This window comes from Streptomyces sp. NPDC001231 (genome assembly GCF_042896885.1).
Taxonomy (GTDB): Bacteria; Actinomycetota; Actinomycetes; order Streptomycetales; family Streptomycetaceae; genus Streptomyces.
Genome location: NZ_JBIAXS010000030.1, coordinates 18,089 through 31,810 on the forward strand (window position 1 = coordinate 18,089; position 13,722 = coordinate 31,810).

General features: G+C 71.2%; 9 protein-coding genes. 3 read left to right on the forward strand and 6 right to left on the reverse strand.

Annotated elements, in window-relative coordinates; all coding sequences use genetic code 11:
- Positions 1–61: 61 nt before the first annotated feature.
- The 4 genes from ACFY3J_RS30380 to ACFY3J_RS30395 form a co-directional block, all read right to left on the reverse strand.
- Complete coding sequence (locus ACFY3J_RS30380) at positions 62–3,874, reverse strand: multifunctional oxoglutarate decarboxylase/oxoglutarate dehydrogenase thiamine pyrophosphate-binding subunit/dihydrolipoyllysine-residue succinyltransferase subunit (protein WP_384171455.1); 3,813 nt, start codon at positions 3,872–3,874, stop codon at positions 62–64.
- A gap of 282 nt (positions 3,875–4,156) precedes the next feature.
- A complete protein-coding gene (locus ACFY3J_RS30385; protein WP_384171452.1) occupies positions 4,157–5,263 on the reverse strand; it encodes an ATP-binding protein in 1,107 nt (368 codons plus the stop codon).
- Complete coding sequence (locus ACFY3J_RS30390) at positions 5,260–5,997, reverse strand: response regulator transcription factor (protein WP_384171449.1); 738 nt, start codon at positions 5,995–5,997, stop codon at positions 5,260–5,262. The genes ACFY3J_RS30385 and ACFY3J_RS30390 overlap by 4 nt, the downstream gene beginning before the upstream one ends.
- A gap of 122 nt (positions 5,998–6,119) precedes the next feature.
- On the reverse strand, positions 6,120–6,797 hold the full coding sequence (locus ACFY3J_RS30395) for a spermidine synthase (RefSeq protein ID WP_390842149.1): 678 nt from the start codon (positions 6,795–6,797) through the stop codon (positions 6,120–6,122).
- 263 nt (positions 6,798–7,060) lie between these two features.
- On the opposite strand from ACFY3J_RS30395, the gene ACFY3J_RS30400 reads away from it, so the two are divergent.
- Positions 7,061–7,951, forward strand: a complete 891-nt coding sequence (locus ACFY3J_RS30400) for a rhomboid-like protein (RefSeq protein ID WP_384171443.1) — start codon at positions 7,061–7,063, stop codon at positions 7,949–7,951.
- Between the two features lie 234 nt (positions 7,952–8,185).
- Entirely contained in the window at positions 8,186–10,618 is a 2,433-nt protein-coding gene (gene lon / locus ACFY3J_RS30405) for an endopeptidase La (protein ID WP_384171440.1), read from the forward strand.
- A gap of 399 nt (positions 10,619–11,017) precedes the next feature.
- On the opposite strand, the gene ACFY3J_RS30410 is transcribed toward lon, so the two are convergent.
- Complete coding sequence (locus ACFY3J_RS30410; RefSeq protein WP_384171437.1) at positions 11,018–11,836, reverse strand: lysozyme; 819 nt, start codon at positions 11,834–11,836, stop codon at positions 11,018–11,020.
- 297 nt (positions 11,837–12,133) lie between these two features.
- Between ACFY3J_RS30410 and ACFY3J_RS30415 the strand changes: the two genes are divergently transcribed.
- Positions 12,134–12,625, forward strand: a complete 492-nt coding sequence (locus ACFY3J_RS30415) for a MarR family winged helix-turn-helix transcriptional regulator (RefSeq protein WP_384171434.1) — start codon at positions 12,134–12,136, stop codon at positions 12,623–12,625.
- 18 nt (positions 12,626–12,643) lie between these two features.
- On the opposite strand, the gene ACFY3J_RS30420 is transcribed toward ACFY3J_RS30415, so the two are convergent.
- Entirely contained in the window at positions 12,644–13,432 is a 789-nt protein-coding gene (locus tag ACFY3J_RS30420) for a protein phosphatase 2C domain-containing protein (RefSeq protein ID WP_384171431.1), read from the reverse strand.
- Positions 13,433–13,722: the final 290 nt, after the last annotated feature.

Here is a 13,722-nt window from a genome sequence, read left to right on the forward strand (position 1 = left end):
CGACCGGGCCGCACCCCCGTTCAGGGGGTGCGGCCCGGTCAGGTACGACGCGCGGGAGCGGTTACGCCTCGAACACCTCGCGCACCAGCTGCTCCTGCTCCGCCTGGTGCCGCTTCGCGGAACCGACGGCCGGAGAGGAGCCGTGCGGACGGGAGATGCGGCGCAGGCGCTCGCCGGCCGGGATGTCCGCGCCGACCGCCAGGTCCAGGTGGTCGATGAGGTTCAGGGCGATGAACGGCCACGCGCCCTGGTTCGCCGGCTCCTCCTGGGCCCACAGGTACTTCTCCGCGTTCGGGTACTTGGCGATCTCCGCCTGGAGCTCGGCACCCGGCAGCGGGTACAGCCGTTCGAGGCGGATGATCGCCGTGTCCGTCACGCCCCGCTTGCGGCGCTCGGCGTCCAGGTCGTAGTAGACCTTGCCCGCGGTGAAGACGACCTTCTTCACCGCCGTCGGGTCCACCGACGCGTCACCGATGACCGGACGGAACTGACCCGTGGTGAACTCCTCCGCCTTCGACGCCGCGGCCTTCAGGCGCAGCATCGACTTCGGGGTGAAGACGACCAGCGGCTTGTGGTGCGGGTTGTGCACCTGCCACCGCAGGAGGTGGAAGTAGTTCGACGGCAGGGTCGGCATCGCGACCGTCATGTTGTTCTGCGCGCACAGCTGGAGGAACCGCTCCGGGCGGGCGGAGGAGTGGTCCGGGCCCTGGCCCTCGTAGCCGTGCGGCAGGAGCAGGGTGACGCCGGAGGTCTGGCCCCACTTCTGCTCGGCGGAGGAGATGAACTCGTCCACCACCGTCTGGGCGCCGTTGGTGAAGTCGCCGAACTGGGCCTCCCACATCACCAGCGCGTCCGGGCGGGCCAGCGAGTAGCCGTACTCGAAGCCCATCGCCGCGTACTCGGACAGCAGGGAGTCGTAGACGTTGTAGCGGGCCTGGTCCTCGGACAGGTACAGCAGCGGGGTGAAGTCCTCGCCCGTCTCACGGTCGATGATCACCGCGTGCCGCTGGCCGAAGGTGCCGCGGCGGGAGTCCTGGCCGGACAGCCGGACCGGGACGCCCTCCAGGAGCAGCGAGCCGATGGCGAGGGTCTCGCCCATGCCCCAGTCGATCGTGCCGTCCTCGACCATCGCCGCCCGGCGCTGGAGCTGCGGCAGCAGCCGCGGGTGGACGGTGATGTGGTCGGGGATGTTGACCTGGGACTCGGCGATGCGCTTGACGACCTCGGCGGAGACGGCCGTGGGCACCGCGACCGGGAAGCCGTCCTGCGGCGCCTGGACGTCCCCGGAGGCCGGCTGGGAGGTGGCCTCGCGGACCTCGGTGAAGACCTTCTCCAGCTGGCCCTGGTAGTCCTGGAGCGCCTGCTCGGCCTCTTCCAGGGTGATGTCGCCCCGGCCGATCAGCGACTCGGTGTAGAGCTTGCGCACCGAGCGCTTCTTGTCGATCAGGTCGTACATCAGCGGCTGGGTGAAGGCCGGGTTGTCCGACTCGTTGTGACCGCGGCGGCGGTAGCAGATGAGGTCGATCACCACGTCCTTGTTGAACGCCTGGCGGAACTCGAAGGCCAGCCGCGCCACGCGGACCACGGCCTCCGGGTCGTCGCCGTTCACGTGGAAGATCGGGGCCTCGATCATCCTCGCCACGTCCGTCGCGTACATGGAGGAACGCGAGGACTCCGGGGCGGCCGTGAAGCCGACCTGGTTGTTGATGACGATGTGGACCGTGCCGCCGGTGCGGTAGCCGCGCAGCTGCGACATGTTCAGGGTCTCGGCCACCACGCCCTGGCCCGCGAAGGCCGCGTCGCCGTGGATGGCCACCGGCAGGACCGTGAAGTCCGTGCCGCCCTTGTTGATGATGTCCTGCTTGGCGCGGGAGACGCCCTCCAGGACCGGGTCCACCGCCTCCAGGTGGGAGGGGTTGGCCACCAGCGAGACGTTGATCTGCTCGCCGTCCAGGCCGGTGAAGGTGCCCTCGGCGCCCAGGTGGTACTTCACGTCGCCGGAGCCGTGCATCGACTTCGGGTCGAGGTTGCCCTCGAACTCGCGGAAGATCTGCGCGTACGACTTGCCGACGATGTTGGCCAGGACGTTGAGGCGGCCGCGGTGGGCCATGCCGATGACGACCTCGTCCAGGCGGGACTCGGCCGCCGAGTCGATGACCGCGTCCAGCAGCGGGATGACGGACTCGCCGCCCTCCAGGGAGAACCGCTTCTGGCCGACGTACTTCGTCTGCAGGAAGGTCTCGAAGGCCTCGGCCGCGTTCAGCCGGCGCAGGATGCGCAGCTGCTCCTCGCGCTCCGGCTTGGAGTGCGGGCGCTCCACACGGTCCTGGATCCACTTGCGCTGCCTGGGGTCCTGGATGTGCATGAACTCGATGCCGACCGTGCGGCAGTACGAGTCGCGCAGCACGCCGAGGATGTCGCGCAGCTTCATCAGCGTCTTGCCGGCGAAGCCGCCGACCGCGAAGTCGCGCTCCAGGTCCCACAGGGTGAGCCCGTGCTCGGTGATGTCCAGGTCGGGGTGCTTGCGCTGCTGGTACTCCAGCGGGTCGGTGTCGGCCATGACGTGGCCGCGGACCCGGTAGGAGTGGATCAGCTCGAAGACGCGGGCGGCCTTCGTGACGTCGTCGTCGTGCGAGGCGTCGATGTCCTTGAGCCAGCGGACCGGCTCGTAGGGGATGCGCAGCGACTTGAAGATGTCGTCGTAGAAGTCGTGCTCGCCGAGCAGCAGGTTGGCGACGGCGCGCAGGAACTCGCCGGAGGCGGCGCCCTGGATCACCCGGTGGTCGTAGGTCGACGTGAGCGTCATGACCTTGGAGATGCCGAGCTTGTTCAGGGTGTCCTGGGAGGTGCCCTGGAACTCCGCCGGGTAGTCCATGGAGCCGACGCCCATGATCACCGACTGGCCGGGCATCAGGCGCGGCACGGAGTGGACCGTGCCGAGACCGCCGGGGTTGGTGAGGGAGACGGTGACGCCGGTGAAGTCGTCCATCGTCAGCTTGTTGTCGCGGGCGCGACGGACGATGTCCTCGTAGGCCTGCCAGAACTCGAAGAAGTTCAGCGTCTCGGCCTTCTTGATGGCGGCCACGACGAGCTGGCGGTCGCCGTTGGGCTTGACCAGGTCGATGGCCAGGCCGAGGTTGACGTGGTCCGGCTTGACCAGGGTGGGCTTGCCGTCCTTCTCGGCGAAGGACCAGTTCATCGAGGGCATCTGCTTGATGGCCTGGACCATCGCGTAGCCGATGATGTGCGTGAAGGAGATCTTCCCGCCGCGGGCACGCTTGAGGTGGTTGTTGATGACGATGCGGTTGTCGAACAGCAGCTTCACCGGGACGGCGCGCACGGACGTGGCCGTGGGCAGTTCCAGCGAGGCGTTCATGTTCTTCGCGACCGCGGCGGAGGGACCACGCAGCGTGACGAACTCCGGACCCGCGGGTGCCTCGGCGGCGGGCTCGGCCTTGGCGGCGGGCTTCGCCGGCGCCGGGGCCTGAGCCGCGGGCTTCGCGGGAGCCGGAGCGGCTGCCGCGGGCCGCGGCGCGGCCGGGGCCTGCGCGGGAGCGGCCGGCGCGGCGGCGGCCTGGGGAGCGGGCCGGGCCGGGACGGCCGGAGCGGCGGCGGGCGCCGCCTGAGCCGTGGTGGTGGTCTCCGCGGCCCCCGCGGCCGCGGTACCCGCCGGAGCCTGCGGGGCGGCGGCCCCCGGCCTGTAGTCGGCGAAGAAGTCCCACCAGGCGCGGTCTACGGAGTTCGGGTCCTGGAGGTACTGCTGATAGATCTCGTCGACGAGCCACTCGTTGGCACCGAACGCAGCCGCGGGGTTCTTCCCGGCTTGGTCGGTGTCGGTCGAGATGCTCGAGTTACTGGGGGACTGTGGCGACACGGCGGCAACCGCCCTCTTCCGCTTCACAAGAATGATGGACAGCGGGAATAAAGGCTACGCCCCTGAGAGGGGGAAGGTCAGGTCGGGCCACTCCTTCGTCATGTAAGTCACATCAAAACCCGGGTTTCGGGGGTTGAAATGGCGGGAAACAAGCGTAGTTCCGCTGCGCCAGGGATGGGGGGACCCGGGCCTGACCCCTGTGGGATGCAGGCCCCGGCCCGATCACACGTGCCCGCCTGCGCGGATGCTCGTGGATCTTGGGGTTCGTGATCGAACTTTACGTCAACTTGGCAAAGAGGGCAGGCCCGGAAGGGTGACGAGGATCCGGCAGCCCCGCTCGGATTCGGCCACCCCGATCCGGCCGCCGTGCAGATCCACCGCCCAGCGGGCGATCGCCAGGCCGAGTCCGGTGCCGCCGTCGCTGCCCGGGCCGTGCGGCCGGTTCACCGCGCCCCGGTTGAAACGCTCGAAGACACGGTGCCACTCCGAGCGCGGGATGCCGGGCCCCTCGTCCAGGACCTCCAGCTCCAGCGACTGCGGCTGCGGGCCGCGCCGCGCCTTCACCGTCACACGCCCGTGCGGCGGGCTGTGCTTGACCGCGTTGTCGATCAGGTTGGCGACCACCTGGTGGATGCGCTCGGGGTCGGCGTGCGCGGTCAGCTCGGGTGGAAAGACGTCCAGGTGCAGATGGACGTCCGTACGGGTGTGGCTGCCGGAGCCGGAGGCGATGCCCGCGCGGGCCGAGGCGACCATGTTGGCCTCCTTCAGCACGCCCGACAGGTAGGGCCACACCTCGAAGCGGCGCAGCTTCAGCGGCACCACGCCGTTGTCCAGGCGGGACAGGTCCAGCAGCGTCTCCACCAGCCGGCCGAGCCGCTCGGTCTGCCTCAGCGCCGTACGCATGGTCTCGGGATCGGCCTCGGTGACCCCGTCGACGATGTTCTCCAGCACCGCGCGCAGGCCCGCGATGGGCGTGCGCAGCTCGTGCGAGACGTTCGCCACCAGCTCCCTGCGCTGGCGGTCCTGGGCCGCCAGCTCGTCGGCCATGCGGTTGATCGTCTGGGCCAGGTCGCCCAGCTCGTCCCGGCGGCTCTCGCGCACCCGGCGCGTGTAGTCGCCGTGCGAGATGGAGCGGGCCACCGTGTTCATCTCGTCCAGCGGCGCGGTGAGCGAGTGCGCCACGAACTGCGTGATGAGCAGCGTGGCGATCATCGAGAAGACCGTGATGAAGCGCAGTTCGGTCGCCGTGCGCACCGCGATCATCAGCAGACCGGTGGTGATCAGCACCGATATGACGACCAGCGCGCCCAGCTTGGTCTTGATCGAGAACGGGCGAACGCCACCCCAGGGCTCGCCCTGGTCCCTGCGTGCGCCCGGCCCGTCGCTCACGGTGTGGGTGTCTCCAGCGCGTAGCCCACGCCGTGCACCGTGCGGATCCGCTCGGCGCCGATCTTCCGGCGCAGCGCCTTGATGTGGCTGTCCACGGTCCGGGTGCCGGAGGCGTCCGCCCAGTCCCACACCTCGGCCAGCAGCTGCTCGCGCGAGAGCACCGCACGCGGGGTGTTCGCCAGGCAGACCAGGAGGTCGAACTCCGTCGGCGTGAGGTGGACGTCCTCGCTGCGCACGCGCACCCGGCGCTGGGCGTGGTCGATCTCCAGCTCGCCCAGGCGCAGGATGCCGCTGCGCGGGGTCGCCGCGGCCAGCGCGGCCCGCTCCATGCGGCGCAGCAGCACGTGCACGCGTGCGGCCAGCTCCCGCATCGAGAACGGCTTGGTCATGTAGTCGTCGGCGCCGACCCCGAGGCCGACCAGCATGTCGGTCTCGTCGTCGCGCGCGGTGAGCATCAGCACCGGCACCGGGCGCTGGGCCTGCACGCGGCGGCAGACCTCCAGGCCGTCGAAGCCGGGCAGCATGATGTCGAGGATCAGCAGGTCGGGCTGCCAGGCCTCGGCGGTGTCCACGGCGGCCGGGCCGTCGCCCGCGGTCTGCACGAGGAATCCCTCGGCGCGCAGGCGGGTGGCGATGGCATCCATGATGGTCTGGTCGTCCTCGACCACCAGGACCCGGCGCTGGGCGCCCGGGGTGGCCGTCGTGCCGTTGTGCGCGGTGTGTGTCTGCTCCATCGCCCGCCCCTGAGTGTGCTTTCCGGAATCCGTGGGGTGATTCCTTGACTGCGCGTAGTTGCGATTGACGCTTGAATGATCGGCGCCAAGGGAGCAGCGTACGGGGACTCCCCACGCCTTTGCTATCCAGGTCGGACCGCGAGGTGCACGACGTCCGGAACGCCCCGGGCAACGGGGACCTCTTCGGTGCGCACCTGTCGGAATCCGACATTCCGCAAGGTTCCTTCAAATTCCGCAGATGGCTTCGCGGACCATACGGCGAGTACCCCGCCCGGCTTCAACACCCTTGCGCAGCTTGCCAGTCCGGCCTGCCCGTACAGCTCCTGGTTGCCCTCGGTGACCGTCCAGTCGGGGCCGTTGTCGATGTCCAGGCACAGCGCGTCGAACGTGTCGGATGTCTCATTGACGTAGGCGATCATGTCTCCTTCGACGACCGCGGTGCGCGGGTCGGCCAGCGCGCCGGCGGTCAGTTCGGCGAGGGGGCCGCCGCGGTGCCAGTCGATGATCGCGCGTTCGCGTTCGACAACGGTGATCCGGCCCCAGTGCGGGTCCGCCGCGGCGTGCGCGAGTGAGAAACCGACGCCGAGGCCGCCGATCAGCACGCTCGGTGCCCGCCGCTCCGGCAGCGCGGCGAGCGCCGCGTCGACCAGGAGGCGCTCGGAGCGCCCGTCGGAGGTGTCCATCAGGAAGCAGCCGTTGGCGATGATCTGCAGCAGCGCCCCGTGCCGGCGCAGCACGACCTCGCCGTGGGGGCCCTCGCGGCGGTCCAGCACCTCGGGGGCGTCGTACGAGCCGGTCATGGGGTCATCCTGCCCCAACGGACCCGTACGGCCACATGAATTAGGGGTGACACCCGTGTGCGAGCGCGCCCCGGGCCACGCGCGGGCGGGGGTGCCAGGGTCGCTGGGATCGCTGAGATCGGTGGGGTCGCTGCGCTAGCTGGGGTCGCTGGGGTGGCCGGGAACCTAATAGGTTGCTGAGAATTGTTGCGTGGGTGGCGTCGGTCATGGACAGGGGCGCCCGGGATGCGAAGTGTGGGGCGCGACGGAAGGAGTGCCGCACCGTGGAACGGACCGCGACGGCCGGCCCCTCGGGCCCGCCGGTGCCCTCGGGTCGGCCCCTGCCTCCGGACGCCGTCGTGGACGAGGGTGCGGACAGGGGCGCGGTCGCGGTCGGTGTTCCGGTGGAGGCGTCGCGGGCGCCGGCCGGGATGCCGCAGCAGCGGGCGCGCGGCACTGTCCCGGGAGGCGTGGGCGCGGAACCGGCCCGCCCGGCGCGGTCTGCCGCGGGACTCCGGGGGCTGCGCGGTCCGCGCCCCTGGCGGCTGCTGCCCACCCCCGCGGGCGCCCCCTTCACCTTCGGGTACGCGGCCCTGCTCGCCGTCACCTCGCTCGTCGCCCGGTACGCCGATCCCGCGGTGGTGGACGCCCTGCGCCAGAGCTCCAGCACGGATGTCGTCCACCTGGTGCGGGCGCCCCTGCTGGTGCTGCCGGCCAGCGCGCTGTGGATCGCGGGCGGCGTCGTGTCGGCGTACTCCCTGTGCTTCCTGCTGGTGCTCACCGCGCTGGAACGCCGGATAGGCGGTCTGCGCACCGCCGGTGTGTTCCTGTTCGGGCACGTGCTGGCCACCCTCGCCACCGAGGTCCCCATCGGGCTCGCGGTGCTCGCGGGCCGTCTGCCGGGCAGCGCGGCGCACCGCCTCGACTACGGCATCAGCTTCGGCGTCGCGGCCAGTCTCGGCGCCCTGGCCGGTCTGCTCACGCCCTGGCTGCGCTGGCCCCTGCTCACGGTGTTCGTGGGCATGCTGGCCCAGGACCTGGCCGCGTTCGACGATCCGATGACGAGCTGCGGCCATCTGATCGCGGTGGGGCTCGGCGTGGCGACGTGGCCGGTGATACGGCGCTGGCGGCGGGCGCGCCTCGGGGAGGCGGGTGCCGCGCCCGGGACGGTCTGAGCCTCTTCCGGCTCCCGGCCCCTCCTCCGTCCCTCTCCTCCTTCTCCCTCTTCTCCCTCTTCTCCCCTTCCTCTCTTTCCTCTCCCCTTCCTCTCCCCTTTCTTTCTCGTACCTCTCTCCCTGTGTGCTGGTTGTGGATGCCCGATCGCTCAGAGCGAACAGATGTCGGGGAACAATCGACCGGCGTCGTGCATTGAGTCGGCATAACTCAACTTGACTGCCGAAGGGGAGATCATGGCTGCTGAGTCCGCTTCCTTCACACCGCTCACCCTGCCCGTGCTGCCGCTCGACGACGAGGTCGTGCTGCCCGGGATGGTGGTTCCGCTGGACCTGAGCGACGCCGAGGTACGGGCCGCGGTGGAGGCCGCGCAGGCCGCCGCGCGGGACGAGCCCGGCAAGCCCAGGGTGCTGCTGGTGCCGAGGGTCGAGGGGACGTACGCCAGGACCGGTGTGCTGGGCACGGTCGAGCAGGTGGGCCGGCTGGCCGACGGTGACCCGGGCGCGCTCATCCGTGGCCGCGGACGTGTGCGGATCGGTGCCGGGACCACCGGTCCCGGCGCGGCGCTGTGGGTCGAGGGGAGCCGGATCGAGGAGAACCTGCCCGAGCCTCTGCCCGGCCAGGTTGCCGAGCTGGTGAAGGAGTACAAGGCGCTCGCCACGGCCTGGCTGCGCAAGCGCGGCGCCTGGCAGGTGGTCGACCGCGTGCAGGCCATCGACGACGTCTCCGCGCTCGCCGACAACTCCGGCTACTCGCCCTTCCTCACCACCGAGCAGAAGGTCGAGCTGCTGGAGACCGCCGACCCGGTGGCCCGTCTCAAGCTCGCCACCCAGCAGTTGCGCGACCACCTCGCCGAGCAGGACGTGGCCGAGTCCATCGCCAAGGACGTCCAGGAGGGCGTCGACAAGCAGCAGCGCGAGTTCCTGCTGCGGCGCCAGCTGGAGGCCGTCCGCAAGGAGCTGCGCGAGCTGAACGGCGAGAGCGACGGCGAGGAGTCCGACGACTACCGCGCCCGCGTCGAGGCCGCCGACCTGCCCGAGAAGGTCCGGGAGGCCGCGCTCAAGGAGGTCGACAAGCTGGAGCGCGCTTCCGACGCCTCTCCCGAGGGCTCCTGGATCCGCACGTGGCTCGACACGATCCTCGACATGCCGTGGAACGAGCGAACCGACGACAGCGCCTCCGCCTACGACATCCAGGGCGCCAAGGCGGTCCTGGACGCCGAGCACGCGGGCCTGGAGGACGTGAAGGAGCGGATCACCGAGTACCTGGCGGTGCGCAAGCGGCGCGGCGACCGGGGCCTGGGCGTGATCGGCGGGCGGCGCGGCGGTGCCGTGCTCGCGCTCGTCGGGCCGCCCGGTGTGGGAAAGACCAGTCTCGGCGAGTCCGTCGCCCACGCGATGGGACGGAAGTTCGTGCGCGTCGCCCTGGGCGGCGTCCGCGACGAGGCCGAGATCCGTGGTCACCGGCGTACGTACGTCGGCGCGCTGCCCGGGCGGATCGTGCGCGCCGTCAAGGAGGCCGGGTCGATGAACCCGGTGGTCCTGCTGGACGAGATCGACAAGGTGGGCTCCGACTTCCGCGGCGACCCGGCCGCGGCCCTGCTCGAAGTCCTGGACCCGGCGCAGAACCACACCTTCCGGGACCACTACCTGGAAGTGGAGCTGGACCTGTCCGACGTCGTCTTCCTGGCCACGGCCAACGTCCTGGAGGCGATCCCGGAGGCGCTGGCCGACCGGATGGAGATCGTGCGGCTGGACGGCTACACCGAGGACGAGAAGGTCGTCATCGCGCGCGACCACCTGCTTCCGCGCCAGCTGGAGCGGGCCGGCCTGCGCCGGGACGAGGTGACGATCGAGGAGGGCGCGCTGCGCAGGCTCGCCGGCGAGTACACGCGCGAGGCGGGCGTGCGCACCCTGGAGCGGTCCATCGCACGGCTGCTGCGCAAGATCGCGGCACAGCACGAACTGGGGGAGCGGCAGCTGCCGTTCACCGTCACGGACGGTGAGCTGCGGGGGCTGATCGGCCGCCCGCACCACGTTCCGGAGTCCGCCCAGGACCCGGCCGAGCGGCGTACGGCCGTCCCGGGCGTGGCGACGGGCCTCGCGGTCACCGGGGCCGGCGGCGACGTCCTCTTCGTCGAGGCGTCCCTGGCGGACCCGGAGACGGGCGCGGCCGGGCTGACCCTGACCGGTCAGCTGGGCGACGTGATGAAGGAGTCCGCGCAGATCGCGCTGAGCTTCCTGCGCAGCCACGGCGCCGAACTGGAGCTGCCCGTGGGCGATCTGAAGGACCGGGGTGTGCACATCCACTTCCCGGCGGGCGCGGTGCCGAAGGACGGTCCGAGCGCGGGCATCACGATGACGACCGCGCTCGCCTCGCTCCTGTCCGGCCGACTGGTCCGCACGGACGTGGCGATGACCGGCGAGGTCTCGCTGACCGGGCGTGTCCTGCCCATCGGCGGCGTCAAGCAGAAGCTGCTCGCCGCCCATCGCGCGGGTGTGACGACGGTGGTCATCCCCAAGCGGAACGAGCCCGATCTGGACGACGTCCCGGCAGAGGTGCTGGACAAGCTCGACGTCCACACCGTCACCGACGTCCGCCAGGTCCTGGAACTGGCCCTCACCCCCGCGACGAACGGCGCGTCATCGGAGATCCAGGCCGCCGCGTAGCGCTGCCGCGCGGTGAGCGGCTCATCGGGGTGTGGGGTTCGGCCGGGTCGTCCCCGGCCGAACCCCACACCCGGGGCGCAAGTACGGCCCACCTCGCCCCGCCCGCCGCCCTCGCCCGACGGCGGGCCACCACAGCCGACGCGGGAGGCCCGGCCGGCGAGCGCGGCGAGCCTGTGGCTGTGTGGCCGTGCCTCGGGTCTCCGGCTCCATCGCCACCCCGGGGGCTCCGGCTGCGGTGTCGCCGCCACCCCGGGGCTCCGGTCGAGCCGTTGCGCCCCGGGGCGGTGGGGGTTTCGTGTGTTCCGGGGCGCGCCCGGTGCGGGCCGCCGCGCTTGCGCCGGGTGCGCCCCGGGCCCCGGTCGGGGGCGACCCCCTGCCCGCGATCGGGGAGTCGGGGCACTAGCCGTTGGCGAGTGCCTGTACGCGGTCGAGCGCGCCGTTGAACTTGTCGTGGTCGCCGACCGTCGGGCCGGACGACGTGTACTGCCACATGGTGTAGTAGCCCCAGCCGGCCGGCAGGGTGCCCGGGTCCGAGGCGTAACGGGCGATCCACAGCGGGTTGTTGGCGGCGAAGCCGCCGTAGTTGCCGGTGCACTGGGTCCACCAGCTCGTGGCCGTGTAGATCACGGCGTCCCGGCCCGTGCGGGCCTTGTAGGTGTTCAGGAAGTCGGCGATCCAGCCGACCATCGCGCTCGCCGTCTTGCCGTAGCAGGAAGCCCCGTACGGGTTCCACTCGATGTCGAGGACGCCCGGCAGGGTCTTGCCGTCGCGGGACCAGCCGCCGCCGTGGTCGACGAAGTAGTTGGCCTGGACGGCGCCGCTGGTGGTGTCCGGGGTGGCGAAGTGGTACGCGCCGCGGATCATGCCGACGTTGTACGAGCCGTTGTACTGCTGGGCGAAGTAGGGATTCGTGTAGTACGTCCCCTCGCTGGCCTTCGTGTACGCCCACTTGACGCCGCTGCTCCACAGCGTGGACCAGGCGACGTTGCCCTGGTAGCCGGCCACGTCGACGCCCTCGGTCTGGGTGGCGTCCCCGCCGGCCGGCGTGCCGCCCTGGCCGTCGTGCGGCACGACGCCCATGCCCATGTGGGCGGAGCCGCGCGCGGGCACGGTGGCGGCGGCGGAGGGGAGGGTGAAGAGCAGGGAGAACGCGGCGAGCAGGATTCCCGCGGCGGTGAGCCGCCGTACGCGGGCCGTTCCGGATCTGTGCACGGACATGACGTGCCTCCGAAGCTCGGTGGTGCTCGGTGGGGGGATACGGGCATGTCCCGGTCACGGGCATGTCCCGGTCGCGCTGACGAGCAGGGCCACGCCGGCCCGCGACCGCGGGCTACAGCAATGGCGTGAGCATGCCGGTAATTGCCTGGCAAAGAAGCTACGCACGTAGACCGGCGCCTGGGAAGGGGGCCCGGAGTCTGCCGATGGTCTACGCCTGCGAAATACTGACGGAGCTGCGGTGATGGCGCCGACTGGCGGAAACTTTCAGGAACGGGAAACCTTCAGGCAGGGGCTGACGTGCACGAAGACGCAAACGGCGGCGGACGTGAGGTCGCGTCCGGCGCGGCACCGAGCGGTGCGGACCGGGAGTTCCTGTCCCTCGAACGGGAACTGACGGTGCTGCTGCGGCGTGCACGGGCCAACCAGGGCGAGATGGCCCGAGAGGTCCACCCCCACCTGGAGCCCGCCGCCTACGGACTGCTGGTCCGCCTGGAGGAGTGCGGCCGCCAGCGCGCCACGGAGCTGGCCGGCTACATCGGCGTCGGCAAGGCGACCATGTCACGCCAGCTGCACGCCCTGGAGGAACTCGGCCTGGTCGCCCGGGAACCGGACCCCGCCGACGGCCGGGCCTGGCTGGTGGCCCTCACCGACGACGGCCGCCGCCGGGTCGGCCAGGTGCGCGAGGCCCGCCGCGCCCGCTACGTCAGCCAGCTCGCCCACTGGGACCGCCGCGAGGTGGCCGAACTGGCCCGACTGCTGCACGAGTTGAACGAGGTCACGGAGAAGTAGCCGGCCTGCGGCCCGGCCTCACGGTTCCACGAACACCACCGTCGCGTCGTCGTGCGTCTTGCTGCGGCGCAGATACGTCCGCTCCTCCTTGTCGGCCGCCTCCAGGGCCCGCACCCGGCCCACGAGCGAGCCCGCCCCCTCCTCGCGCACGAGACCGAGGCACCGCGCCCAGTCGCCCGCGTGGAACTTCTCCACCCACCGCGCGGCGCCGTCGGTCAGCGCGGCCAGCGCGCGGACCTCGGCGCGCGGCACGCCGCCCGTCACGGCACGGGCGGCCACCGAGGGATCCGCCGCCGCGGTGAAGAAGCCGCCCTCCTTGTTGCGCACGACGGCGTCGATGAGCGCGTCCGTGGCGAGCGAGGCCCGGGGCAGCCGGGCCAGCCGGTCGTCCAGGACCGGGGTGACCGAGCCGTCGGGAGACTCCAGCAGCAGGACCGAGTCGGACAGCACCAGGTACTCGACCGTCTCCGCCGACCAGCGGGCCAGGACGACGGTCGCCTGAGGCGTACGCGGGTGAGAAAGGTCACAGGTCGGAGCGTGTGACTCGGCGGTACGGAGGATCGCGCGCGAAAGAATCTCCGGCAGTGTCAGATCTCGGCCGGAAACCGTCAGTTCGGTCAGTGCGCCGCCCAGCCGGGCGGTGAACCAGGAGACCGAATGCGAACACCCCGTGCCGGTCCGCGGCGGTGTCACCCCGTCCAGGACGACAAGGCAACCACCCTGTCCAGACGCGGGTAGTCCGATACTCGCGAAGTCCTCGTTGGGGCAGTCGGGACGGCCGGGCTCCGAAACAACCTCAGTGCGCATCCGGCCAGTCTGCACGAGCCCTTCACAAGCCCTGCGAAAGGGTGGCAACCATCCGGGAATCGACGCGGCGACGCAGGTCAGCCGCCTGTTTTGGGTGCAATTGGATCACTCCGGCAAGGCGTGGCGGCGAATATTGCCAAAGCCTGCCGCAGACGTCCAACCGGCCCACCGCACCGTCCCCGTGCACGCGCCGGAGGAACTTGCCCGCCAACTCCCCTCCGGGGTTCACTCCTTCGGGTGGCCGGTCGGACGATGCAGGACCACTGCCCACCGGCACTGGGAGGGTCGGG

Excerpts from the sequence above, each read along its gene's own strand:
- lon (WP_384171440.1), top strand. The coding sequence starts at position 8,186 with ATGGCTGCTGAGTCCGCTTCCTTCACACCGCTCACCCTGCCCGTGCTG.
- ACFY3J_RS30395 (WP_390842149.1), bottom strand. The coding sequence starts at position 6,797 with ATGACCGGCTCGTACGACGCCCCCGAGGTGCTGGACCGCCGCGAGGGC.
- ACFY3J_RS30390 (WP_384171449.1), bottom strand. The coding sequence starts at position 5,997 with ATGGAGCAGACACACACCGCGCACAACGGCACGACGGCCACCCCGGGC.
- ACFY3J_RS30420 (WP_384171431.1), bottom strand. The coding sequence starts at position 13,432 with ATGCGCACTGAGGTTGTTTCGGAGCCCGGCCGTCCCGACTGCCCCAAC.
- ACFY3J_RS30410 (WP_384171437.1), bottom strand. The coding sequence starts at position 11,836 with ATGTCCGTGCACAGATCCGGAACGGCCCGCGTACGGCGGCTCACCGCC.